The 23,382-nt window shown below is 64.0% G+C and carries 28 protein-coding genes and 1 tRNA gene; 12 read left to right on the top strand and 17 right to left on the bottom strand.

Annotated elements, in window-relative coordinates:
• Window positions 1–3: 3 nt before the first annotated feature.
• The 4 genes from msrB to IE101_RS09280 form a co-directional block, all read right to left on the bottom strand.
• The gene (gene msrB / locus IE101_RS09265) at window positions 4–444 is read right to left on the bottom strand and encodes a peptide-methionine (R)-S-oxide reductase MsrB (RefSeq protein WP_189633542.1); all 441 of its coding nucleotides are present in this window, start codon (window positions 442–444) and stop codon (window positions 4–6) included.
• Between the two features lie 71 nt (window positions 445–515).
• Complete coding sequence (locus IE101_RS09270) at window positions 516–893, bottom strand: hypothetical protein (protein ID WP_189633543.1); 378 nt, start codon at window positions 891–893, stop codon at window positions 516–518.
• A gap of 7 nt (window positions 894–900) precedes the next feature.
• Window positions 901–1,674 (bottom strand): DUF6478 family protein, encoded by a 774-nt coding sequence (locus IE101_RS09275; RefSeq protein ID WP_189633544.1) that lies wholly within the window; start codon window positions 1,672–1,674, stop codon window positions 901–903.
• Window positions 1,675–1,805: 131 nt separating this feature from the next.
• Window positions 1,806–2,396, bottom strand: coding sequence for a cation transport ATPase (locus IE101_RS09280; protein ID WP_189633545.1), 591 nt, complete (start codon window positions 2,394–2,396; stop codon window positions 1,806–1,808).
• A gap of 131 nt (window positions 2,397–2,527) precedes the next feature.
• Here IE101_RS09280 and IE101_RS09285 point away from each other — a divergent pair, with 131 nt between their 5' ends.
• The 3 genes from IE101_RS09285 (at window position 2,528) to IE101_RS09295 (ending at window position 5,347) form a co-directional block, all read left to right on the top strand.
• Window positions 2,528–2,977: a heme-degrading domain-containing protein gene (locus tag IE101_RS09285; RefSeq protein WP_189633546.1), complete on the top strand. Its 450-nt coding sequence runs from the start codon at window positions 2,528–2,530 to the stop codon at window positions 2,975–2,977.
• 102 nt (window positions 2,978–3,079) lie between these two features.
• The gene (gene accD, locus IE101_RS09290) at window positions 3,080–3,979 is read left to right on the top strand and encodes an acetyl-CoA carboxylase, carboxyltransferase subunit beta (RefSeq protein ID WP_189633547.1); all 900 of its coding nucleotides are present in this window, start codon (window positions 3,080–3,082) and stop codon (window positions 3,977–3,979) included.
• Between the two features lie 90 nt (window positions 3,980–4,069).
• Window positions 4,070–5,347: a bifunctional folylpolyglutamate synthase/dihydrofolate synthase gene (locus tag IE101_RS09295; RefSeq protein WP_189633548.1), complete on the top strand. Its 1,278-nt coding sequence runs from the start codon at window positions 4,070–4,072 to the stop codon at window positions 5,345–5,347.
• Between the two features lie 200 nt (window positions 5,348–5,547).
• Here IE101_RS09295 and IE101_RS09300 read toward each other — a convergent pair whose 3' ends face one another.
• The 6 genes from IE101_RS09300 to rsfS all read right to left on the bottom strand — a co-directional run bounded on the left by IE101_RS09300 (window position 5,548) and on the right by rsfS (window position 11,209).
• Complete coding sequence (locus IE101_RS09300; RefSeq protein ID WP_189633549.1) at window positions 5,548–6,030, bottom strand: RNA pyrophosphohydrolase; 483 nt, start codon at window positions 6,028–6,030, stop codon at window positions 5,548–5,550.
• 40 nt (window positions 6,031–6,070) lie between these two features.
• Window positions 6,071–7,423 (bottom strand): S41 family peptidase, encoded by a 1,353-nt coding sequence (locus IE101_RS09305; RefSeq protein ID WP_189633550.1) that lies wholly within the window; start codon window positions 7,421–7,423, stop codon window positions 6,071–6,073.
• A 19-nt stretch (window positions 7,424–7,442) separates the two neighbouring features.
• Window positions 7,443–8,642: a murein hydrolase activator EnvC family protein gene (locus IE101_RS09310; RefSeq protein WP_189633551.1), complete on the bottom strand. Its 1,200-nt coding sequence runs from the start codon at window positions 8,640–8,642 to the stop codon at window positions 7,443–7,445.
• 8 nt (window positions 8,643–8,650) lie between these two features.
• Entirely contained in the window at window positions 8,651–10,177 is a 1,527-nt protein-coding gene (gene gpmI / locus IE101_RS09315; RefSeq protein WP_189633552.1) for a 2,3-bisphosphoglycerate-independent phosphoglycerate mutase, read from the bottom strand.
• A gap of 84 nt (window positions 10,178–10,261) precedes the next feature.
• Window positions 10,262–10,732 carry a 23S rRNA (pseudouridine(1915)-N(3))-methyltransferase RlmH gene (rlmH, locus tag IE101_RS09320; RefSeq protein ID WP_189633553.1) on the bottom strand — a complete coding sequence of 157 codons (471 nt, stop codon included), beginning with the start codon at window positions 10,730–10,732 and terminating at the stop codon, window positions 10,262–10,264.
• A 6-nt stretch (window positions 10,733–10,738) separates the two neighbouring features.
• On the bottom strand, window positions 10,739–11,209 hold the full coding sequence (rsfS, locus tag IE101_RS09325) for a ribosome silencing factor (RefSeq protein WP_189633554.1): 471 nt from the start codon (window positions 11,207–11,209) through the stop codon (window positions 10,739–10,741).
• Between the two features lie 374 nt (window positions 11,210–11,583).
• Between rsfS and leuC the strand changes: the two genes are divergently transcribed.
• The 7 genes from leuC (at window position 11,584) to IE101_RS09360 (ending at window position 18,352) form a co-directional block, all read left to right on the top strand.
• Window positions 11,584–13,002, top strand: a complete 1,419-nt coding sequence (gene leuC, locus IE101_RS09330) for a 3-isopropylmalate dehydratase large subunit (RefSeq protein WP_189633555.1) — start codon at window positions 11,584–11,586, stop codon at window positions 13,000–13,002.
• A gap of 135 nt (window positions 13,003–13,137) precedes the next feature.
• Window positions 13,138–13,743: a 3-isopropylmalate dehydratase small subunit gene (gene leuD / locus IE101_RS09335; RefSeq protein WP_189633556.1), complete on the top strand. Its 606-nt coding sequence runs from the start codon at window positions 13,138–13,140 to the stop codon at window positions 13,741–13,743.
• 323 nt (window positions 13,744–14,066) lie between these two features.
• Window positions 14,067–14,858 carry a hypothetical protein gene (locus IE101_RS09340; protein WP_373296102.1) on the top strand — a complete coding sequence of 264 codons (792 nt, stop codon included), beginning with the start codon at window positions 14,067–14,069 and terminating at the stop codon, window positions 14,856–14,858.
• A gap of 32 nt (window positions 14,859–14,890) precedes the next feature.
• Complete coding sequence (locus IE101_RS09345) at window positions 14,891–15,889, top strand: endonuclease/exonuclease/phosphatase family protein (protein WP_229804074.1); 999 nt, start codon at window positions 14,891–14,893, stop codon at window positions 15,887–15,889.
• An 85-nt stretch (window positions 15,890–15,974) separates the two neighbouring features.
• On the top strand, window positions 15,975–17,081 hold the full coding sequence (gene leuB, locus IE101_RS09350) for a 3-isopropylmalate dehydrogenase (protein ID WP_189633558.1): 1,107 nt from the start codon (window positions 15,975–15,977) through the stop codon (window positions 17,079–17,081).
• A gap of 148 nt (window positions 17,082–17,229) precedes the next feature.
• Window positions 17,230–18,195, top strand: a complete 966-nt coding sequence (locus tag IE101_RS09355; protein WP_189633559.1) for a DMT family transporter — start codon at window positions 17,230–17,232, stop codon at window positions 18,193–18,195.
• 80 nt (window positions 18,196–18,275) lie between these two features.
• Window positions 18,276–18,352, top strand: a tRNA-Pro gene (locus tag IE101_RS09360).
• A 270-nt stretch (window positions 18,353–18,622) separates the two neighbouring features.
• On the opposite strand, the gene IE101_RS09365 is transcribed toward IE101_RS09360, so the two are convergent.
• From IE101_RS09365 to IE101_RS09395, 7 genes are read right to left on the bottom strand one after another with little or no spacing between them, the layout of a single operon-like run.
• Window positions 18,623–19,099, bottom strand: a complete 477-nt coding sequence (locus tag IE101_RS09365; protein WP_189633560.1) for a hypothetical protein — start codon at window positions 19,097–19,099, stop codon at window positions 18,623–18,625.
• On the bottom strand, window positions 19,096–19,344 hold the full coding sequence (locus IE101_RS09370; RefSeq protein WP_189633561.1) for a hypothetical protein: 249 nt from the start codon (window positions 19,342–19,344) through the stop codon (window positions 19,096–19,098). Before IE101_RS09370 ends, IE101_RS09365 begins: the two co-directional genes overlap by 4 nt.
• On the bottom strand, window positions 19,344–19,529 hold the full coding sequence (locus IE101_RS09375) for a hypothetical protein (RefSeq protein ID WP_229804075.1): 186 nt from the start codon (window positions 19,527–19,529) through the stop codon (window positions 19,344–19,346). The genes IE101_RS09370 and IE101_RS09375 overlap by 1 nt, the downstream gene beginning before the upstream one ends.
• Window positions 19,522–19,842, bottom strand: coding sequence for a hypothetical protein (locus IE101_RS09380; RefSeq protein ID WP_189633563.1), 321 nt, complete (start codon window positions 19,840–19,842; stop codon window positions 19,522–19,524). Before IE101_RS09380 ends, IE101_RS09375 begins: the two co-directional genes overlap by 8 nt.
• A complete protein-coding gene (locus tag IE101_RS09385; RefSeq protein ID WP_189633564.1) occupies window positions 19,839–20,228 on the bottom strand; it encodes a hypothetical protein in 390 nt (129 codons plus the stop codon). Before IE101_RS09385 ends, IE101_RS09380 begins: the two co-directional genes overlap by 4 nt.
• On the bottom strand, window positions 20,225–20,686 hold the full coding sequence (locus IE101_RS09390; RefSeq protein WP_189633565.1) for a DUF5681 domain-containing protein: 462 nt from the start codon (window positions 20,684–20,686) through the stop codon (window positions 20,225–20,227). The genes IE101_RS09385 and IE101_RS09390 overlap by 4 nt, the downstream gene beginning before the upstream one ends.
• Before the next feature lie 35 nt (window positions 20,687–20,721).
• On the bottom strand, window positions 20,722–21,471 hold the full coding sequence (locus tag IE101_RS09395) for a hypothetical protein (RefSeq protein WP_189633566.1): 750 nt from the start codon (window positions 21,469–21,471) through the stop codon (window positions 20,722–20,724).
• Window positions 21,472–21,832: 361 nt separating this feature from the next.
• Between IE101_RS09395 and IE101_RS09400 the strand changes: the two genes are divergently transcribed.
• Complete coding sequence (locus IE101_RS09400; RefSeq protein WP_189633567.1) at window positions 21,833–22,045, top strand: hypothetical protein; 213 nt, start codon at window positions 21,833–21,835, stop codon at window positions 22,043–22,045.
• 236 nt (window positions 22,046–22,281) lie between these two features.
• Window positions 22,282–23,205 (top strand): hypothetical protein, encoded by a 924-nt coding sequence (locus tag IE101_RS09405; RefSeq protein ID WP_189633568.1) that lies wholly within the window; start codon window positions 22,282–22,284, stop codon window positions 23,203–23,205.
• Window positions 23,206–23,382 lie beyond the last annotated feature (177 nt).

Consider the following 23,382-nt stretch of genomic DNA (forward strand, 5'->3'; position numbering starts at 1 on the left):
TCTTTACAGCCGGTCGAGCCAGTCGCCATAGCCCTCGGCCTCCATCCGGTCGCGCGGGATGAAGCGCAGGCTGGCCGAGTTGATGCAGTAGCGCATCCCCCCCAGATCGCGCGGGCCGTCGTTGAAGACATGGCCCAGATGGCTGTCGCCATGGGCTGACCGCACCTCGGTGCGGATCATGCCATGGGTGCTGTCATGCAGTTCGACGATATGGTCATCGGTGATCGGGCGGGCAAAGGCGGGCCAGCCGCAGCCGCTGTTGTATTTGTCGGCCGAGGAAAACAGCGGCTCGCCCGAGACGATATCCACATAGATCCCCGGTTCGAAATGATGGTCATATTCGCCGGTGAAGGGGCGTTCGGTGCCGTTCTGCTGCGTCACGCGGTATTGTTCGGGGGTCAGCCGGGCAATGGCCTCGGCGCTTTTGGCATAGGGTCTGGTCATCGGGATTCCTTTCGCCGGTCGGGTCGCCGCTCTGGCCTCATAGATGGGGCAGGGGGGCAGCTTGTCCAGACTCAGGCGCTGGTTTCCAGGCAATGACGGCGGAAGGCGCGCTTGAGCATGTCCAGCTCGGCCCGCAGCAGATCGACCTCGGCGCGCAGGTCATCTTCCATTGCGACGCCGGTGATGATGGTGAAATGGCCCAGCCGGTCCCCGGTTTCGGCATCGCGGAACAGGAAGGTTTGCACCCCTTCCGACAGCAGGCTGGCCGGGATTGGCAGGCGCACGGCATAGCGGCCCGGCTGATCAGGCAGTTCCGACACGGTCAGACCGGGCATCTTCTGTTCCAGGTGCAGCACCTCAAGCTGCGGTTTGGTGGAACCGGGCGTGGACAGGACCCCTTCCCAGACACCGGCCCGCACGCGGGTTTTCGTCAGCGTCACTTCGGCCATGGTTCCCTCACAAATCGGCGCGCGGGCGGCGCGACAGCGTCACATCCCGCAGGATGATCTGGTTCATTTCCGGGCCTTCGAAGATCAGATCGACCCAGAGCCTCTCGACCCGCTTTTCGTTCATTTTGGTATAGGCGAGGTCGAATTCCACCATCACCTCTTCCTCGGCCAGCGGCAGTTCGCGCACGATCTGTTCGACGTTCGGGCCGTGCTTGATGTTCAGCCGCGCAAAGATTTCCAGCGGCTTTTCCATCTCGACGATCACATCCAGCCGAACCAGGTGCCGCAGCTTGAGGCCCTGCACTGATTCGGGCGGCAGATCCACGACCAGCGACAGGAACGATCCGTCAAAGCGGAACACGTCCATCCGCAGGCCGAAGGGGGCCAGATCGGCCTCGCGCGTGTTGCGGATCTGGCGCACGGTCAGTTCCGACCGCCGGCAATCGTGATAAACCACCGATCCGTCGCAGATCGGCTGTTTCGACGGCACCGAGGAAAAGCCCGGCACAGGGATTTCACCGCGCCACAGCGGCGGGCGCCAGACCCAGTCCGACCCCATCGGGCGGCGCAGCGCGTTCGACCCGATGACCGGCAGGGCCAGACGGTGTTCCGCGATATGGATCACCTTGTCCAGCTGGCGGCGGGCTTCGCGTGCGCGCCCGCGCATCTCGCGCAGCCGGTCGAGCGTCAGCGTCTCCGCCATGGCGGCCCAGCGTTCCCACCGCGCCAGCGAACGGCGGTGGAGGACACGGTCCAGGAATGTGTCGATCTTGGTCCCCATAACCCTACTGACGGGCGCTTGCCCGCAACCTTTACCCCTCCGGCCGGATGTTTCTTTGCCGGAAACGATTCGTTTATTTATCCCTTTGGTTAATAACGTGATCCAATTTGTCAGGGCACCAGAAAAATTCGTCACCGATTGGCCAGACGCACCGCATCGACATATTCGCCAATCAACGCGCGGCCGGCTTCGGCGGTCAACGGGCCGGATTGCAGGCCGGTTACAGTCAAGGTCACCAGCCGGTCGCCCACCGGCATCAGTGCGCGCCATCCATCGACCTGCAGGGGGGCCTTGCCACGGGTGGGGCCGCGGTCGCTGAAGCGCAGCAACAGCGCGCCCTTGATGCCCGAGATCTGATGCACGGTCACATCGGCGGCACGGCCCCGGCGGCTCAGCGCCATGCGTCCTCGGTCTGATCGGAAGAAAGCCGCGATTTCGGCCCCGCCGCCTTCCACGTCAATTCCCTGCGCCGATCCGGTCTGGCCCACCGTTGCCGTCAGAACGGCAGGGCTGCGGGCCGTTTCGCCCGCGCAGCGCCCGATCAGAAGTAACGCGCTGTCATCCTTTTCCAGCCGTGACCGGCTTTCGATGCAATAGCCTTGCGGCGCAGCCAGGGTGACAGCCCCGGCCAGAACCGGCTGCCGTGTGGCGAGTGTGGCGGGCGTCGTCGGGGCGACGCAGCCTGCCAAGACTGTCGAAAGTACCAGGAACCGCAACCGCATGACTCGTTCTCCCCTATCCTTCGCCTCGGGATAGCGCTGCCCGGACCATCCGGCAACTGGCGCAAAGTGCAAAGGGCTTGGGTGGCGGGCCGAAGCGCGCTATCACCGTCGGGCGCATGAAAGGAATATCCATGTCCGAGATCGAAGCCCTTGAGGCCGAGGCCGCCGCCCTTGTCCTGCCCGCCTTTTCCGAAGAAACAGCCCTGCGTCTTGGGCTGGATCTGGTCGAACTTGCGCGTGCCGACGGCCTGCCGGTGGTGATCAATGTCCGCACCGCCGACCGCACGCTCTTTCACGCGGCCCTGCCGGGGTCGAGCCCGGAAAACGACGCCTGGGCCCGGCGCAAGTCCAATGTGGCGCTGCATTTTCACGCGCCTTCGCTGCTTGTTGGCGCCCGGCTGCGCGCCAAGGAACGGACATTGGCCGATCAGGGCCTGCCTGCTACCGATTACGCAGCCCACGGCGGCGCGGTGCCGATCCGGGTGCAAGGCACCGGGGTCGTGGCGGTCGTGACCGTTTCGGGCCTGCCCCAGGTCGAGGATCACCGACTGGTGGTTCAGGCGCTGCGCCGCCTGCTCTGACCCGTTTGCCGGGGTCCGACAGGCCCCGGCCCCTGTTCAGATTGCATTTCGCCCTTTTGCGTCTTATTTCGAGGGCCGACATCGCACAAAGGGCCATCCGGCATGAACTGGATCTCGAACTACGTCCGTCCCAAGATCAACTCGCTCTTCTCGCGCCGGGAAGTGCCCGAGAACCTGTGGACGAAATGCCCCGAATGCGGGACGATGCTGTTTCACCGCGAACTGGCGGACAATCTGAATGTCTGCACGCATTGCGACCATCACATGGCGATCACGCCGCGTGACCGGTTCAAGGCGATGTTCGATGGCGGCGTGTTCCTTGAGGTCAAGGTGCCCGAGCCGCTGGCCGACCCGCTGCATTTCCGCGACCAGAAGAAATACCCTGACCGCATGAAGGCTGCGCAAAAGTCGACCGGCGAAAAGGATGCCATGCTGGTGGCCGAGGGCGAGGTGATGCGTACCCCCATCGTCGCCATCGCGCAGGACTTTGCCTTCATGGGCGGGTCGATGGGCATGTATGTCGGCAATGCCATCATCGCGGCGGCGGAACGGGCGGTCAAACTGAAACGCCCGCTGGTGCTGTTCTCGGCCGCGGGCGGGGCGCGGATGCAGGAAGGCATCCTCAGCCTGATGCAGATGCCGCGGTCCACCGTGGCGGTGCAGATGCTCAAGGAAGCGGGTCTGCCCTATATCGTCGTGCTGACCCATCCGACGACCGGGGGGGTGACCGCCTCCTACGCGATGCTGGGCGATGTGCAGATCGCCGAACCCAATGCCCTGATCTGCTTTGCCGGCCCGCGCGTGATCGAACAGACCATCCGCGAAAAGCTGCCCGAAGGGTTCCAGCGCGCGGAATACCTGCTGGATCACGGGATGCTGGACCGCGTCACCCACCGCAAGAACCTGCGGGAAGAGCTGGTGACCATCATCCGCATGCTGACCCGGCAATCGCCCGCAGTGCATGGCGACCTGCCTGCCACGGCCGAAGCGCCCAAGGCCTGACGCCCGTTTTCGCGCGGCGGTCGCTTCCGGGCGACCGCCTTACCGCCCCTTGGGGCTATCCTCGCCCCAATCTGCCCGCTGCGAGGCCCCATGACCGATACGACCCGTTCCGACGCCATCCTTGCCCGGATGATGGAATTCCACCCCAAGATCATCGACCTGACGCTGGACCGCGTGCATCGCATGCTGGCAGCACTGGATCACCCTGAACGGAACGTGCCGCCGGTGATCCACATCGCCGGAACCAATGGCAAGGGCAGCACCCAGGCAATGATCCGCGCGGGCCTTGAGGCGATGGGGAAACGTGTCCACGCCTATACATCGCCGCATCTGGCTTGGTTCCATGAACGCATCCGGCTGGCAGGTGAACTGATCACCGAAGACGCACTTGCAACGCTGCTTGATGAATGCGTGACTGCGAATGGCGGCGAAGAGATCACCTTCTTTGAAATCACCACCTGCGCGGCCTTTCTGGCCTTTGCGCGCACGCCTGCCGATTACACCCTGCTTGAGGTGGGTCTGGGCGGGCGGCTGGATGCCACCAATGTGATTGATCATCCGGTGCTGACGGTGATTACCCCTGTCTCGATCGACCACCAGCAATATCTGGGCGAAACCCTGCCCGAAATCGCCGGCGAAAAGGCCGGGATCATCAAGCGCCACGTGCCCTGCGTGGTCGGCCCGCAGATGGAGGATGGCCTCGCCGTGATCGAGGCCCGCGCCGAACGCCTGGGCGCCCCGGTTCTCGCCTATGGCCAGCATTGGCATGTCACGACTGAACGCGGCCGGTTGATCTATCAGGATGAACGCGGCCTCTTGGACCTGCCGCTGCCCAATCTCCCCGGCCCCCACCAGATCCAGAACGCAGGCGCCGCCCTGGCTGTCCTGCGCCATCTCGGCGCTGATGAGGCCGCTTGCGAAGCGGCCGTGACCCGTGCCTTCTGGCCCGCCCGGATGCAGCGCCTGAAGACCGGTCCGCTGGTCGAGGCCGCGCCGGGGGTGGAGCTATGGCTCGACGGTGGCCACAACCCCGCCGGGGGTGAGGCGATTGCCGCCACGCTGGCCGCGATGCCCCAACGCCCGACACACGCGATCTGCGGGATGCTGAACACCAAGGACATCGGCGGCTATCTCCGCCCTCTGACGTCCTGCCTGAACAGCCTTCACGCCGTCTCGATCCCAGGGGAAAAGAACACCCTTCCCGCCGAAGTGACGGCCGAGGCTGCCACCGCCGCTGGTATCCCCGCCCATATTGCCGAGAACGTGGCTTCGGCCCTGCAGGCCATCGCCGCCCAAGACCCGCAGGCGCGGGTGCTGATCTGCGGCTCGCTCTATCTCGCCGGGACGATCCTGCGCGAAAACGGCTGAACAAAAGGAAAGTGAGGGGGCGTTGCCCCCTCGCGCCTTCGGCGCTCACCCCCAGGATATTTTTTCCAAGATGAAAAGGGTCCGGGTTTCATCTTGGTCCAAATATCCCCGCCGGAGGCAACGGAGACCAGCGGCCAGAGGCCGCGCAGGCGACCCAAATGCAATGCGCGGCCAAGGGCCGCGCGCCGCCGGGTTCGGGATCAGGCCAGATGGGGCCGGAAGGCCGCAACGACCTGTTCGTAGACTGCGCGTTTGAAGGGCACGATCGAGGCGACCATGTCATCTGCGCGGGTCCATTGCCAGCGGTCGAATTCCGGGTGGTCGGTTTCGATGTTGATCTGGTCATCCCGGCCCAGATAGCGGAACAGGAACCATTTCTGCTTTTGCCCGCGGTATTTGCCGTCCCAGACCCGGCCCAGCAGTTCTGGTGGCAGGTCGTAGGTCACCCAGTCTTCGGTCTTTGCGACGAATTCTACGAGATCCTCGGTCACGCCGGTTTCTTCCCACAGCTCGCGCAGCGCGGCGACACGCGGCTTTTCGCCCGCGTCGATCCCGCCCTGGGGCATTTGCCAAGCGGGCGTGCTGCTGTCCTTGCGGTTGCCGCAGAAGATCAGCCCCTGCGGATTGATGAGCGTGACGCCCACGCAGGGGCGATAGGGCAGGTCGGTTGCGGTCTGGGTCATCTGATATCGGGGCCGGTCACCCGGCCCCCCTTCCTTGCGATCAGTTTTCAGCCTTGACGGTAATGGCGGCGGCCCCTTTCAGGATGTCGACGGCATAGGCGAGCTGATAGTCCTCGTCGCGCAGTTTGGCGGCTTCGGCGGCCTTGGCCTGCTCTTCCTGATACTGGCGCTTTTCGTCCTCCGTCATGCTGTCATTGGACAGCACGCCGCGCAGATCTGCCTCGCCCTTGGCCTTGGCCGCGGCTTCGGCGGCGGCGGCCTCGGTTCCGGTTTCGCCTTCTTTGGCGATCGGCTGGTTCACCACCACATCCGGCGAGATGCCGAGCGACTGGATCGACCGGCCCGAGGGCGTGTAGTAGCGCGCCGTGGTCAGGCGCATCGCGCCATCGCCACGCAGCGGGATGACCGACTGGACAGAGCCTTTGCCGAAGCTCTTGGTGCCGACCACGATGGCCCGGCGGTGATCCTGCAGCGCGCCCGAGACGATTTCCGAGGCCGAGGCCGACCCGCTGTTGATCAGCACCACCATCGGCTTGCCATCGATCAGGTCGCCTTTGTTGGCGTTGAAGCGTTCGCCATCCTGCGGGTTGCGGCCGCGCGTCGAGACGATCTCGCCCTTGTCGAGAAAGGCGTCTGACACCTCGATCGCCTGGGTCAGCAGTCCGCCGGGGTTGTTGCGGAGGTCGAGGACCAAGCCGTTCACATTCTCCATCCCGCCGAGGCTTTCGACCGCCTTTTTCAGCTCTTCCTGCAGGCCCGGGAAGGTCTGGTCGTTGAAGGTGGTCAGGCGGATCACCACGGTATTGCCGACGACGCGGCCTTTGGCGGCGGTCAGCTTGATCGTGTCGCGGATGATCGAGACATCGAACGGGTCTTCCGTCCCTTCGCGCACCACGGTCACGACGATTTCGGACCCGACCTCGCCGCGCATCTTGTCGACGGCTTCGTCCAGCGTCAGGCCCAGCACGCTTTCGCCATCGACATGGGTGATGAAGTCGCCGGCCTGGATCCCGGCCTTGGCGGCAGGGGTGTCATCCATCGGGGTCACGACTTTGACAAAGCCGTTTTCCTGCGTCACCTCGATGCCCAGCCCGCCGAATTCGCCGCGGGTTTGCACCTGCATGTCGCTGAAGTCATCGGCGGCCATATAGCTCGAATGTGGGTCAAGCGAGGTCAGCATGCCGTTGATGGCCGCTTCCATCAGCTTCTTGCTATCCACCTCTTCGACATACTGGGCGCGGATGCGTTCGAAGATGTCGCCGAACAGATCGAGCTGTTCATAGACCGAACCCCCTTTGTCGGCCTCTTGTGCGATGAGAGGGCCAGCAAGCTGCGTCGTCAGCAGCACCCCCGCCACCGTCCCGCCAAGCGCGGCCATCATGTATTTCTTCATCGCCTGCCCATCCTCTTCCTCAAGGCACCTGCTGCGCGCCGGCCAGGGGCGCAGTTGCCGCAAACCATGGCATGGGATCAACCGGTTCGCCCCCTTGCCGCAGCTCTACATACAGTGTTTCGGTGTCGCGTGCGCCACCGCCGTCTTGCGCCGAGACGAGGAATTCCTCCATGCCCGGTTCACCGCCTCCCATCAGGCCCAGCGGTGCGCCTTCGGCCACCACTTCGCCCACCTCGCCATAGACCGTTTCCATCCCGGCGAGAATGAGAAGGTAGCCCGCCCCCGGTTCGAGGATGATCACGTTTCCGAAATCCAGCAAGGGGCCGCGATAGCGGATGGTGCCCGACCAGGGCGACGTCACGAGCGATTTCTTGCGCGCCGCCAGCACCATGCCGGGGCGCCGCACGCCCGCGCCGTCGGCCTCATCAGGGCGGCGCAGGATGGTGCCCAGGACGGGCAGGGGCAGCTGACCATGGGCAAAGCCGAAATCCTTGATATCGGCGCTTTCGATTTCGTTCAGTGCAAGGCCCGCGGCAAAGGCATCCAGCGTGTCTGCGCTTTCCAGCAGGCCCTTCAATACCTCGGGGTCTTCGGTAAAGCGTTTGGGCAGGTCGGTGCGGTCGGAAATGGCCTTGGACAGGGCCGTCCGCGCCTCTTGTGCCACGCGCAGGCCCTGGGCCAGCGTCTTGCCCGCCGCAGTCTGCAGGGCGCGCAGGTCGCGCACCTCTTGCAGCTGTTTGCGAAGCAGTTCAGCCTCGGCCTGCAGGGCGGGGGTGACATCGGCGATCATCATCCCCGACCGCGCCGTGCCCAGCGGCCCCGAGGGGTGGAGCAGCAGAAGGGGGGCAGGGTCCGCCTCCATCCGGCTCAGCACGCCGACCAGCTGGGCCACGCGGTCGCGCTTGGCCTCGAACTGCAAAAGCAGCGTCGCCTCGCGGATCGAAGCCTGACGCAGGCTTTCGCGCAGGGCGGTCAGGCCTTCTTCATAGGCGGTGATGGTCTGGGTCAGGGCCTGAACGCGGTCGCGCGCCTCGCGCGCCTTGTCCAGCGCCTCGACCGCGGTTTGCAGATTGCCGGCGGCGCGCTGCGCTTGGGCGGCCACGGTCTGGGCGCCCTCTGCGACCGGGGCGGGGGCGGTGTCCTGCGCATGCAGCACCGCGCCGGAGGCGCCCAGTGCGACCAGCAAAGACAGCAGGGCGGGAAGGCCGTTCAGCCGCATCATCCGGCTCAGGCTTTGACGATCAGGCTCTGGCCCGTCATCTCGGCCGGTTGTGGCAGCCCCATCAGCTCCAGCACCGTGGGCGCAAGATCGGCCAGACGCCCACCCGCGCGCAGCTGCGCCCCGGCGGGGCCACCCACCAGAATGACCGGGACGAGATTGGTGGTATGCGCAGTATGAGGCCCGCCGGTGACGGGATCGACCATCAGCTCGCAATTGCCGTGGTCGGCGGTCACGATCATGGCGCCGCCCGCCTTTTCCAGCGCGGCAAGCGCCTGGCCCAGGCCGTCATCCACGGCCTCGCAGGCCTTCATCGCGGCTTCCAGGCTGCCGGTATGGCCGACCATATCGGGGTTGGCGAAATTCACCACGATCAGGTCATAGCCCTTTTCGATGGCACCCACCAATTGCGCGGCCACTTCGGGTTCGCTCATTTCCGGCTGCAGGTCATAGGTCGCAACCTTGGGCGATTTTGGCATGAAGCGGTCTTCTCCGGTCGAGGGGCTTTCTTTCCCGCCGTTCAGGAAGAAGGTGACATGGGGATATTTCTCGGTCTCGGCCAGACGGAACTGGCTGCGGCCGTGCTGTGCCACCCATTCGCCCAGCGTATTGCGGATGTCCTGCTTGGGATAGGCGGTGGTCATGAAGGCGTTATGGCGGGTCGAATAATCCACCATGCCCAGAAGCGTCGCCCAGTGCGGCCGGGCCGAGGCATCGAAGCCGTCAAATTCGGCATCCCCCAGCGCCAGAAGGATTTCGCGCGCGCGGTCGGCGCGGAAGTTCAGGCAGAAAAAGCCGTCGCCGTCGCGGGTGCCCGCGTAATCGCCAATCACGGTGGGGGCGATGAATTCGTCGGTTTCGCCGCGCTGATAGGCCATGTCCACGGCGCGGGCCGGGTCAGTCGCGGTTTCGCCTTCAGCCTTGACCATGGCATCAAAGGCGCGGCCCACGCGTTCCCAGCGGTTGTCGCGGTCCATCGCCCAGTAGCGCCCGATCACCGTGCCGACGCGCACACCCGCGGGGAGCTGCTCCATCAGTTCACGCACGAAGGTGGTGGCGGACGACGGTGCCACATCACGCCCGTCGGTAATGGCATGCAGCACGACAGGCACGCCCGCCTCGGCCACGGCGCGGCAGGCGGCCAGAACATGGGTGATATGGCCATGCACGCCGCCATCCGACACCACGCCCATAAGGTGCGCGGTGCCGCCGGTTTCCTGCAGCTTTGCGATGAAGGCGCGCAGGGCGGCGTTCTGGAAGAACGACCCGTCCTCGATTGCCAGATCGATCTGGCCCAGATCCATCGCCACCACGCGCCCCGCGCCGATATTGGTATGCCCGACCTCGGAATTCCCCATCTGGCCGCTGGGCAGGCCCACATCGGGGCCATGGGTGATCAGCAGGTTATGCGGGCAGCCCGTCCAGATCCGGTCGAAATTGGGGGTGGTAGCCAGGGCCGGGGCATTGGCCGCGCGCTCTTCCCGATAGCCCCAACCATCCAGAATGCAGAGAACGACGGGCTTCGGGGGGGTCATGCGCGGTCCTTTCCTTGATTGCTGGGGTTTTACGCCGCGCGGCCCAAGGGTGCAACGGGCTTCACCCGCGCCATCGCGCGCCCGTCAGGCCCGGTGATAGGGCGCGCCCGCCAAGATCGAGGCCGCGCGATAGAGCTGTTCCGTCAACATGACGCGGACGAGCATATGCGGCCAGACCATACGCCCGAAGCTGATCGAGAAATCGGCACGCGCGCGCAGGGACGGCGCGATCCCGTCCGCGCCCCCGATGATGAAGGCCAGATCCTGCCGCCCGCCATCGCGCCAGCGGGCCAGATGTTCGGCAAATTCCGGGCTGGACAGCACCTTGCCACGTTCATCCAGCGTGCAGATCATCGCGCCCGACGGCAGGGCGCGCGACAGAAGATCGGCCTCGGCTTCCATGCCGCCGCCCTTCTTGTCTTCAACTTCATGTTCGGAAAAGGGCCCAAGCGCGAGCGCGCGGCCAGTGCGGTCGAACCGCGTGACGTAATCGTCCATCAGGTCGCGCTCGGGGCCGGCACGCAACCGGCCCACCGCACAAAGATGCACGCGCATCGCGGGTCAGACCCGCGATGACGGAAGCTGTTGGTCAGCCGGAAGCCACATTTTTTCGAGCTGATAGAATTCGCGCACTTCCGGGCGGAAAACATGGACGATCACATCGGCCGTATCGATCAGCACCCAGTCGCCGGTTTCCTTGCCTTCCATTTTGCACTGGCGGCCGAATTCCTGTTTCAGCCGGTCAGCCAGCTTTTCGGAAATCGCGGCCACCTGACGGGACGAACGGCCCGAACAGATGACCATGTAATCCGCCATGTCCGAACGCCCGCGCAGGTCGATCTGCACGATGTCTTCGGCCTTGTCGTCCTCAAGCGAGGCGATCACGCGGGCCAGCAGCACTTCGCTGGACGGGTCGGTGTCGGTCGGACGGGCAGCGCGCGGGCCGACCGGCAGGCCGGTCGCAGGATCAGAATGAGACAGGACTTCGTCCTCCAGATGGCGCGCCGCATCCGCCCCGGCGCTCGGGCTCATGTCATCAAGGGTAGCATCTTGGGGGGGGCGACTCAATCATCCAGCCCCCGGACCGCAGCCCTTTTGCGAAGGCAGGGCCATACACGCTTGCGTGCGCTGGGGCAATAGACACAGGGAAAACTGCCGCAGCCCCCCGGATGGCGAACTTGCGCCGAAACAGATTCGGGCGTATTTAACGGCCCATGCACGGGTTCATCTACTTCAACATCACCGATCATGCGCGGCTTCCGGCCCGTTTCTTCGGCATGACCCGCACCGTCCTCGCGCGGCTTTGACGCGGGCAGGCGACGGCTTTCCATGGGAAAGACGTGCCCCCACCCCCTGACTGTTTCGCAAGACCCCTACCAGCTATCCCACAGACATAGGTGAGAGCCATGACCGCTCCGCGGACCCTTTATGACAAGATCTGGGACGATCACGTCGTCCATCAGGCCGAAGACGGCACCTGCCTGCTCTATATCGACCGCCACCTGGTGCATGAAGTCACCAGCCCGCAGGCCTTTGAAGGGCTGCGCATGACGGGCCGCAAGGTCCGCGCCCCGGAAAAGACCATTGCCGTTCCGGATCACAACGTGCCCACCACGCTGGACCGCGCCAAGGGCATCGAGAATGAGGAAAGCCGCATTCAGGTCGAGGCGCTGGACAAGAACGCCAAGGATTTCGGCGTGAACTACTATCCGGTCTCGGACGTGCGTCAGGGCATCGTGCATATCGTCGGCCCCGAACAGGGCTGGACCCTGCCGGGCATGACCGTGGTCTGCGGTGACAGCCACACCGCCACCCACGGCGCTTTCGGTGCGCTGGCCCATGGCATCGGCACGTCGGAAGTGGAACACGTTCTGGCCACCCAGACGCTGATCCAGAAGAAATCGAAGAACATGAAGGTGGAAGTCACCGGCAAGCTGCGTCCGGGCGTCACCGCCAAGGACATCACGCTGGCGGTGATCGGCAAGACCGGCACCGCCGGCGGCACCGGCTATGTCATCGAATATTGCGGCGAAGCGATCCGCGATCTGTCGATGGAAGGCCGCATGACCGTCTGCAACATGGCGATCGAAGGTGGCGCCCGCGCCGGTCTGATCGCGCCCGACGAAAAGACCTTTGCTTATTGCATGGGCCGCCCGCACGCGCCGAAGGGCGCGGCCTGGGAGGCTGCGGTGTCCTATTGGAAAACGCTCTTCACCGATGAAGGCGCGCATTTCGACAAGGTCATCACCCTGAAGGGCGAAGAGATCGAGCCGGTCGTGACCTGGGGCACCTCGCCCGAGGACGTGCTGCCGATTTCCGGTGTCGTGCCGAGCCCCGAGGACTTCACCGGCGGCAAGGTCGAAGCGGCCCGCCGTTCGCTGGAATACATGGGCCTGACCCCCGGCCAGAAGCTGACGGACATCAAGATCGACACGGTCTTCATCGGGTCCTGCACCAATGGCCGGATCGAGGATCTGCGCGCCGCCGCCGCCATCCTGAAGGGCAAGAAGGTTGCCCCGGGGATGCGCGCGATGGTCGTGCCGGGGTCGGGTCTGGTCCGTGCCCAGGCCGAGGAAGAGGGTCTGGCGCAGATCTTCATCGATGCGGGCTTTGAATGGCGTCTGGCCGGCTGCTCGATGTGCCTTGCGATGAACCCCGACCAGCTGTCGCCGGGGGAACGCTGCGCCTCGACCTCGAACCGCAATTTCGAGGGCCGTCAGGGCCGCAACGGCCGCACCCATCTGGTCAGCCCCGGCATGGCGGCCGCAGCCGCGATCACCGGTTATCTGACCGATGTGCGCGAGCTGATGGCGGAAACCGTCTGATCCCGGTTGGGGTCGGGGTTCGGGTGCAGGCCCGGCCCCGGCGCCAAGCCTTTTCTGCCGCGAACCTGCGCGGCCCCTCCGGCCCGTTTGGGCCGGTTGCGGCCCCAGGGCGCGGCCAGCCAATGGACCATTGAAATGGACAAGTTCACCAAACTCACCGGGATTGCGGCGCCCATGCCGCTGGTCAATATCGACACCGACATGATCATCCCCAAGCAGTTCCTCAAGACGATCCAGCGTTCGGGCCTCGGCAAGAACCTGTTCGACGAGATGCGCTACACGCAAGATGGGGCCGAGATCGCGGATTTCGTGCTGAACAAGGAACCCTACCGCAAGGCCGAGATCATCATCGCGGGTGACAACTTCGGCTGCGGGTCGTCGCGCGAACACGCCCCCTGGGCGCTGCTCGATTTCGGCATCCGCTGCGTCATCTCGACCAGCTTCGCCGACATCTTCTACAACAACTGCTTCAAGAACGGCATCCTGCCGATCGTGATGCCGCAAGAGGTTGTGGACGTGCTGATGGAAGACGCCCGCAAGGGGGGCAATGCCCGCATGGTCGTGGACCTTGAGGCGCAGACGGTGTCGACCTCGGACGGGCAATCCTTCGCGTTCAGCGTCGATCCCTTCCGCAAGCATTGCCTGCTGAACGGTCTGGATGACATCGGTCTGACGCTGGAAAAGGCCACGGCCATCGATTCCTTCGAGGCCAAGGCCAAGACCCTGCGTCCCTGGATCTGACTTGGTGGCCCCAGCGGCCGCCACCACAAGATATTGAGCCGCCTCGGAATTGCCGTTCCGGGGCGGCCTTTTTCTAACCGCATTTGATGCAATCTGGCGACAGTTTTTCCAAGGATTTGCCGCATTGACGGGGTCTAGTGCAGCCAACCGTTGCAGCACAGACTGAAAGAAGGCAAAACTTGGGCAGGATTGAGGCAGCCCGTCATAATGTGCGGGACATCTTTGGGAAAAGGGCACGGCAAAGCATCGTGTCCACCAAGAGTGGGAAGGGCAAGGCAGTGGTCGCACGGCTGGCAGGCGCCGCGTTGCGTGCAGTTCTGGTAATGCTGCTTGTTGCAACGCCTTCGGTGCTGCTGCCCGGCACGGATTCGGACGGCAAGCAGATGATCGCGCTGGTCGCGCTGTTTGCCGGGGCGCTGACCTTCACCGAATACAAGACCAGCTATCCCAGCCTGATCGAATTCCGCGATGCGCCGCCCTTCAACCGGGTGCGGTTCCTGATTCTGTTCTTTACCGTCTTCACCCTGACCGTCATCGAAAAGACCAGCGTGGAACCGACCACGCTCAGCACGCTGGTCAGCGCGCTGGGGATCGTGGTCAGCGGGGCGCTGGATTTCCCCTATTCGCCGGTGCGTCTGGCGACGCTGATGATGGCCGATGGCGCGTCCGAGGCGCAGGTTCTGGCGGTGCGGACGGCGGCGGGAACGGCCTATCTGATCTCATTGCTGGGGCTGGCGGTCTTTGTGCTGTTGCTCAAGCTTAAAGGTTGGCCGAACCGCGATGGCGGCTTCAATGTCTGGGTCAATCTGCCGACGTTCGACCCTACGTCGAACGGTGATGTGGTGGTGCGGCTGGAACGGGATTCGCGCATCAATATCGCGTTGGGCTTCCTGTTGCCTTTCCTGATTCCGGCCGTGGTCAAGATCGGCTCGACCGGGTTTGAACCGCTGACCCTGACCACCCCGCAAACCCTGATCTGGACGATGACCGCATGGGCCTTTCTTCCCTGCAGCCTGTTCATGCGCGGAATCGCGATGGGCAAGATTGCCGACATGATCCGCGACAAGCGCCGCATTTCCGGGGTCGAGGAAGGCTCGGACTATCTGCCGGCCTGATCCTGCTGCTTGCGGCCCCGGCCGGGGCCGAGGTGCTGCGCCTTGCCACCTGGAACGCCGATCTGGGCCGTGACGGTCCGGGCCTGCTGGTGGAAGACATCGCCGAAGGAGCGCCCCAGATTGCGGCGGTGGTGCAGGGGGTCGTGGCGCTGGATGCCGATGTGCTGCTCCTGACCGGGATCAACCATGATGCGCGGCTGGTCGCCATGAGCCTGTTGGCGGATCGACTGGCCGAGGCGGGGGCGCCATACCCCTACCGCTTTGCCCTGCCGGGCAATTCCGGCCTGCCCTCCGGCTTCGATCTGAACCACGATGGCCGCATGGGAGGCCCGCGGGATGCCATCGGCTATGGCCGCTTTCTGGGGGAAGAGGGGGTGGCCCTGCTGTCGCGCCTGCCGATCCGGTCCGACGCCGCGCAGGATTATGCCGCGTTCCTTTGGGCCGATCTGCCCGGCGCGCTGCTGCCCCCCGACCTGACCGGGGCCGAGGCTGCGGTTCAGCGCCTTCATTCCTCCAGCGCCTGGCAGGTGGCGGTGGAGCTGCCCGGAGGCGGCGACCTCGCCCTGATGGCCTATTCGGCGACGCCCCCGGTCTTTGACGGGCCGGAAGATCGCAATGGCCGCCGCAACCATGATGAAAGCGCCTTCTGGCTGCGCATGTTGGATGGCAGCCTGCCCTTTGCCCCGCCCAAGGCCCCCTTTGTCCTGCTGGGCGAGGCGGGGTTGGACCCCGCGGATGGTGAGGGCCGCCCGGCGGCCCTTCGCGCACTGCTGGCCGATCCGCGCCTGCAAGACCCGCGGCCGCAGAATGACTCGGGCCACCATGATCCCGGCCATAGGGGCGATCCGCGTCTGGATACCGTGCTTTACCCCGACGGCCCGGGCGGGATGCGGGTGGATTACATCCTGCCCTCGGCCGATCTGAAGGTGGCGGGGGCAGGGGTGCTTTGGCCTGCCCAAGGGCCGCTGGCCGACACACTGGCTCGGGCTGCGCGCCATCGCCCCGTCTGGGTCGATCTCGACCTGCCTTGAGGCGCCCAAAGGCCCAAGTCTGCTTGACCCGATTGCCCCAAGGGGCTAGGCCACGCACAACATTCTTGCAGCGCAGGAGCCTTCCGTGGCCAATCCTTCCATTCTCATCCTCGCCGGCGACGGCATCGGTCCCGAAGTCATGGCCGAGGTGAAAAAGATCATCGGCTGGTATGACGCGAAACGCGGCATCACCTTTGATGTGAGCGAAGATCTTGTCGGCGGCTGCGCCTATGACAAGCATGGCACGCCCCTGCATGATGACACCATGGCCAAGGCGCAGGACGTGGACTGCGTTCTGCTGGGCGCCGTGGGCGGCCCGAAATACGACTCGCTGGATTTCAGCGTGAAGCCGGAACGCGGCCTGCTGCGTCTGCGCAAGGAAATGGATCTCTACTCCAACCTGCGCCCGGCCCAGTGCTTTGATGCGCTGGCCGATTTCTCCTCGCTGAAGAAAGAGGTCGTCGCCGGTCTGGATATCGTGATCGTGCGCGAGCTGACCTCGGGCGTCTATTTCGGCGAACCGCGCGGCATCTTCACCGAAGGCAATGAGCGCGTGGGCATCAACACCCAGCGTTACACCGAATCGGAAATCGCCCGCGTGGCGCGTTCGGCCTTTGAACTGGCCCGCCGCCGCAACAACAAGGTCTGCTCGATGGAGAAGGCCAATGTCATGGAATCGGGCATCCTGTGGCGTCAGGTCGTGCAAGAGATCCACGACAAGGAATACCCGGATGTGGAGCTGTCGCATATGTACGCCGACGCGGGCGCCATGCAGCTTTGCCGCTGGCCCAAGCAGTTCGACGTGATCGTCACCGACAACCTGTTCGGCGACCTGCTGTCGGATGCAGCCGCCATGCTGACCGGCAGCCTTGGCATGCTGCCCTCGGCCAGCCTCGGCGCGCCGATGGCCAATGGCCGCCCGAAAGCGCTGTATGAGCCGGTGCACGGCTCGGCCCCCGATATCGCGGGGCAGGGCAAGGCCAACCCGATCGCCTGCATCCTGAGCTTTGCCATGGCGCTGCGCTATTCCTTCGATCTGGGGGAAGAGGCCACGCGTCTGGAACAGGCTGTCGAGAAAGTGCTGGCCGACGGCGTCCGCACCGCCGATCTGATGGGCCCCGAAGGTGGCGTTCCGGTTTCGACCTCGGCCATGGGCGATGCGATCATCGCCGCGCTGGACGCGAGCCTCTGATCCGCTCACGCGATCTGTCACAAGTTTTCAGAAGGCCCGCCCCCTCGGCGGGCCTTTGCCGTTGTGAAAGATTGAGGAACCGGGCCGTATCTGCGATGGTTGATAGCGCAAACGCCGGGCGTTCCGCCCCTTTCAGGTCCGCATATCCATGAGCTCCAACGTCCAGGGCGCCCTGTTCGCCCTTCTCGCCTTTGGCATTTATGCCACCCATGATGTGGTGGTGAAATTTCTGGGTGTCGATTTTCACGCGATCCAGATCATCTTTTTTGCGGGTCTGCTGTCCTTCCCCCTTGTGACGGTCATGCTGATGAATGACCGCACCGACGGCCACCTGCGCCCGGTGCATCCGTGGTGGACGGCGCTGCGGACGATTTCGACCGTGATCACCGGGGTTTCGGCCTTCTATGCCTTCTCGGTGCTGCCGCTGGCGCAGACCTATGCAATTCTGTTCGCAGCCCCCCTGCTGATCACGCTGATCGCCATTCCGGTGTTGGGGGAAAAGGTGGGCCTGCGCCGGGGCCTTGCGGTGCTGGTGGGCCTTCTGGGCGTGCTGATCGTGCTGCGGCCGGGGTCGGCGCCGCTCAGCCTTGGGCATATGGCGGCACTGGCGGCGGCGGTGTTCTCCTCGCTCGCCTCGGTCGTCGTGCGCAAGATCGGGTCCGATGAACGGTCGGTCGTGCTGCTGCTCTATCCGATGGTGGCGAACTTCGTGGTGCTGGGCCTGGCGCTGCCCTTCGTCTATCGCCCGATGGAGATCCACCAGATCGGGATGCTGGGGATCATTTCGCTTTTCGGGTTCATCGCGACCCTGCTGATCATCATGGCCTATCGCCGGGCCGAGGCGGTGATCGTGGCGCCCATGCAATATTCCCAGATGATCTGGGCGGCCTTCTACGGCTATCTGATTTTCGACGAGGTGCCCGATGAATGGACGCTGGTCGGTGCCGGGGTCATCATCGCATCCGGCATCTATATCGTGATGCGCGAAGGCAAGACGGCCGTGTCCGAGAATCGTCCGGTGCTGGGCACGCGGTCGCGTCCAGAAACCGGGGTCATGCCGCGGATTTCGCTGCTGCTGCGCCGCCGCGCGAACCGGGATCTGAGCGAGGGCTGAAGATTGCGGGGGGTCGGTGAAGAAAGTTCCCCGGCCCCCTTGCAAACCCCGCCGAGACGGTTTAACCCCCACTCCACGGTCGGAGCGTAGCGCAGCCTGGTAGCGCACCTGCTTCGGGAGCAGGGGGTCGGAGGTTCGAATCCTCTCGCTCCGACCAATTTCCCGCACAATTTCAAGCACATAGTAAAACCCCTCGGGGGATCGCCCAGCGCTTGGACCTATCCCGTAAGCAACTGATAAGCAGCGCAGACCCTTCGGGCGACTCGCTCAGCAAAACACCTCGGGAGCCATCCCCCGAGGTGCTACAGCGTCGAGACCTGAAAGGAGGCAAGCCCCCGCTGCTGCGTCCGTTGGATTTACCGAGGAACTTGACGCTATGCCTCGTCGGGGGTGGCATCCCCCGCGCCGTGGAAGCCCAGAGTCTCCTTCACCACGGCGGTTGTTCTGGACGGCATCCATCGCACATGCGCTGGCGGATCACGTCCTGAGAGAAGTAGGCCTTGCCGCACTTCATGCAGCACCGCCACCCGACTTGCCTGACCACACGGGGCGGCCGGAAATTGTGGTCAAGCACCTGCTCGCGCCGCTTGCCCCCGTCCCACGGCCAAGCCTCGGGTTCCTCAAGGTCGTGCCCGAGGCCTTGCGGTTCGTGGAGCCTAGCTTTGGCACCGGCTGGCTTGACCTTCTCGACCTTCGGGGCCTGCGCTCGTTGTGCTGGCGCTGTGCGCGGCTTGGGGGTGGCCTCGCGCTTGGGGGTGCTGGCAGCACGGGCCGCACGCTGTGCCGCGCGTGCTTCGCGCTGCGCGGCCTGCTCTGCCGCACGCTTTGCGCCTGCCTCAACCCGTTCGCGGTTGTCGGCTTGCCATGCGGCGAGCCAAGCGGGTGTGTCGGCCAGTGTGGTCATCGCCGCCAGACCCCGTTGCCTGTGGCGCGGCGCACGTCCCAAGACCCCTCGGTGTCCCACCGCCGCAGGCAGTCGAGCAGCACGGGCATGTCGGTGCCGCACAGCTTGCCCGCTTCCACCTCGGCCATGCACTCGGCAGCGAAGGCTTCCGTGCTACCGTAGAGCGCTGCAATCGGTGACGGGCGCGGTTGCTGCGCCGCCTTGAGCTGCTTCACCTGCGACAGGAGGGCGCGAGGGCTTGCCATCAGAAGTTCAGCTTTCGCGGGGTCAGTGTCGTCAGGGCAGTTGCCAGCACCTTGGCACGCTGCACAGCAGCGGGGCGCTCCAACCGCTCGGTGACGATACGGTCAACACGGCGTGCGATGAGGATGGCCTCAATCTGCCGCACCGTCTTGCCTTCGAACTGAGCCGGGGTCTTGCGCTCAGGCACGGCCATCGTCTTTCAGCTTCTGCATGGCTGCGGCGATGGACGGTGCAGCGCCGAGGCATTGCGCGAACGCCATCTCGCCGCGCACCTCCGAGGTGAGCGCCCCTTCGGCCCGCCGCTGGTGGATTGCGTCCAGGTCAGCATTCGTCACCCCGTGGCGGTTGCTGTCACCCTTGCCGTCAACCGTGCCATCGGCCTTGAGCGCACCAGCGGGCTTGGCCTCGCGCTGCTTGGCGCGGTTCTCAGCGCCCTTCGCGGCAGCCGCGTCTTGCATCGCTGCCCAGCGGGCCACGTCGTTCATCGGTTCGTCGTTCATGTCATGGCTCCAAGATGCTTGAGCATGTCCAGCGCATCGGCGCGGGGCTTCGCTTGGTTGCTGTTGCGGACGATGTCCCAGAGGGTGCGAATTACGAACTGCCGACGGTCCGCGTCCCCTTCGAGGGTCTCGTCCTTACCCAAGTCGGCAGGGATCAGGCCGAACCGTTGCGCCTCGGTCAGTGTCAGGCACAGGACCTTCACCGAAACTGGCACGGGGGACATGCGGTTGGCAGCGGCTTCGGCCAGCTTGAGGGCGTGCCCGAACTGTTCCACGGTGTGCAGCGACACCTTGCGGCCTGCAACTGTGGTGACCACAAACAGGTCGTCCGGGCCGGGTGAAAGGGCGACGACGCGACCGCCGCCGGGTGTGTGAATGTTCGTCATGGCGTGATGTCCCTTGCCTTGAGCGCTGCCACTTCGGCAGCAAGTTCTTCGGTGACACGGGCTTGGCTCAGCGTGCCGATGGCCCGGATGATCTGTTCGCCTGTGTCGGGCGGCACCTCCCCGGCAGCGACAGCGGCCAGCACCTGCTGAATCTGCACTGTGATGGAGGCTTCAGGGTCGAACTGAAACTCGACGGTCTGCGACTGCGCACGGAGGGCGGGCAGCACCCTCCCGAGAACAAGCGCAGCGCTTGCGGCATCGCCCTCCTTGGCGCGTGCCAGCACCGCGTCAACCACCTCGCCAGCCTCGGTCAGCAGAGTGTTGAGCAGCTTGGCCCGCTTGTCCCTGACGCCCTTCGGCTTGCCGGCAGGGTTCCCGCTCTGACCCTTCTTGAACTTCGTGTCAGGTCCGGGAACGAACCCCTGCATCCAGCTGGGCTGTTGAACCACTTCGTTCATCAGGTTTCCTGCTAATCTGGTTTCCATTCAGGTGCTCACCCGCCCAGTTGGGCGAAGGCTTTGGCGGAGGACTGCTTGAGCTTGCGCAGCTCGTTCGGGTGGAACTTGCGCTTGGTCTTGGGGTCTTCGTAGACACCCACGGCCTTTTCGATGCTCTGGAAGATCAGCCCGCCGTTGCGGTCCAGCAGGTCAGCCGCCGCCTGCATCGCACGCTGGCGCTTCACAAGGGCCGGGTTGTTCTTCTCGTGGAACATGCGGAGCAGCACCGCCTGCGCATTCGGGTCAAGCCCGCTCAGGTATGCGGGCCCACCGAGCGCGCTCATCGCGGTGTCAGTGTCACCCGACACGATGGCGTTGCGCACGAAATCCATGGGCGACTTGCCCTCGGCTTTCAGCCCACGGATGTAGGCCCGCACCTCCGCCGCGATGGTATGAGCGGCACGCGACTGGACAGGTGTGGTCAGTTCCTTCTCGATGTTCGCAATCCCGCTGCGCATGTTGGCGGCGGCCTTGTCGAACGCCTTGGTGGCCCGTTCCATCACCTTGTCAGCCACGTCCGCGACACGCAGAACGCGGTCAGCGGGCGTCAAGGTCAGGTCGTTCTCCACCGCTTCGCGGGCATCGAGAACCTTCCCGACCGTCTCATAGGCGTGCGTGAAGGCTTCGACGACCTGTTGCAGTTCGCCCTCGGTGTCGCTGTCAAAGTCCTCAAGGCTCGCCACAATCTGCGGATGCAGAGATGGCGTCACCCGTCCGTCAACCCCAAGCTCCAAATCCCGTGCCATTTCAACCCTCGCTTTCAGGCGTGATACTTGCCATTGGCTTACAGGGTAGGACGGTTTCGCAGGCGGCGCGACAAAAAACGTATATAAATCAATATGATGCAAGAACCCCTGTTCGGTCGGCTTTCCTATGGCAAAGCAGGGGGTCGGCTTTATCCGAAGCGATTACCACAATTTCAACACAATTCGCTGGACCTGCCGGGGTGACACGCTGGCTGTGCCGAGGCTGTAGCACAGGGGGCGGGGCAACTCGCCCCCTGTGCACTGGCGGCAGCGGCAAGCGGTGCTGTGCTCGAGCACAGCGCTTGACAAGCCCAAATGCCGAATGCCTTCTGATTGTGGAATAGCAACCCGGAGTGGCAGAATGAAGGTCAGCATCAAGAAATTCGATGTCGAAATGGAAGTTAAGAATAAGGGCATCGAGTTCGATGTGTATTCCCCGAATGGCGCGGACCATCTTGGCGATTGCATCGTGACCAAGACTGGCCTGATCTGGTGCGAGGGTAGAGAGCGGCGCGCGAACGGGGTGTCCGTTACTTGGGCGCAGTTCATCGCTTGGATGAATGCTCAACGATAGGGTCGAAGTAACGCAGGCCACCATAGGGATGGCCTGCTAATGCTCAGAGGCCCCGTGCGTGGCGTGGACGACCCGGCAGCTTCTTTGGCTTCACTCGATAGCAGTTCCCCATGCTGTCAGCCATGCGGTTATCGCTACCAGCTCGCCTATCATGTGCGTTATTTCTGTGCACTGAGCCGTGCCATCAATTCAGCGCCTTTGGCGATTGCCGATCGTTCCGCGATATCAGAGGGGTTGTGCTTGGCAGCTTCGGCTTCCATAGCTGCGGCAATCTGGAAGGCCCGCTGTGCAAGGAACTCGTCGCTGATGCTGCTTCCACGCGCGAGGATGATCATTGCCTGCATCGCCTCCACGGCGAAATGTTCAAGTCGGGTAAGCATGATGTTGATACTCCAAGGGTTGTGACCACAGGCGCACGCTGCGACTGGCGTTCGGTTCGTCACAACGGCAAAATGCACCTCGATTGGGATGGAGTGAATCAGATGACTGTGAGGGTGCTGACAGTGGGCGAACTGAACAGCCTGCACATGGAGTATTCGCACAGGTTCAAGGTCGAGTTTCAGCAGTTATTGGAGCAGATGACCTTCGCTCGAGTTGTGTTCAGGAACAACGAATTGCTGTTCAAGGACGAGGAGACGCCATTTTACCATACCCTGCATCACTGCTTCGGATGTTCATTCGAGGGCATGGCTTTGGGGCTGTCCCGGGTATGGGATAAAGACTGCAAAGTCCGAAAAGACCAAAGCCACTTGAACTTAATCTCCATTCCGATGCTCGCCACCCATTTCGCGGACCAGAACTTTCTGGGGTGTCATGGGTTGAAGTCCAGTCATCAGGACCGTGTATTGTTCGACACGCTTTACGCCGATCCCTTGCGCACTCGGCTTCGCGTCGTTCGCACCGAGGCGTTGGCCCACAGCGTCATGGTTGGCAAAAGCAAAGACCGTTACAAGAGCGACATAAATGGGAAGCACGATTTTGGCGTCGTGAACGGCGATGCCCTTGATTACTGCCAGAAGACCCTTGACCTGCTGTTTTCATTGAACGATCAGCTCACCATTTCGAAGTGGCGAGCCAAAAGGACGATGGCTGACATGACGGGCGAGTGGAACGAGCGTCATGTTGCGTTCCTGAGACACTTCGTCCCCGAGGTGCAGTGACAAGGCGGGCAAATGCTTGCCCCCGGCTTGTCGGTCGAAATGACCACAGGGCAAAGCCGATGCAGTCCAGCCGCTTGCCCCGTGGCGACCGCCTGCTGAGGGGTAAGGCGTTCGACCTGTAAACGGGGGCTTTGTCCCCTTTTTCCCCATACCCCCTCGCCCCGGCTGATCTGTGCA

Source organism: Gemmobacter lanyuensis (assembly GCF_014652355.1).
GTDB classification, from domain to species: domain Bacteria; phylum Pseudomonadota; class Alphaproteobacteria; order Rhodobacterales; family Rhodobacteraceae; genus Gemmobacter; species Gemmobacter lanyuensis.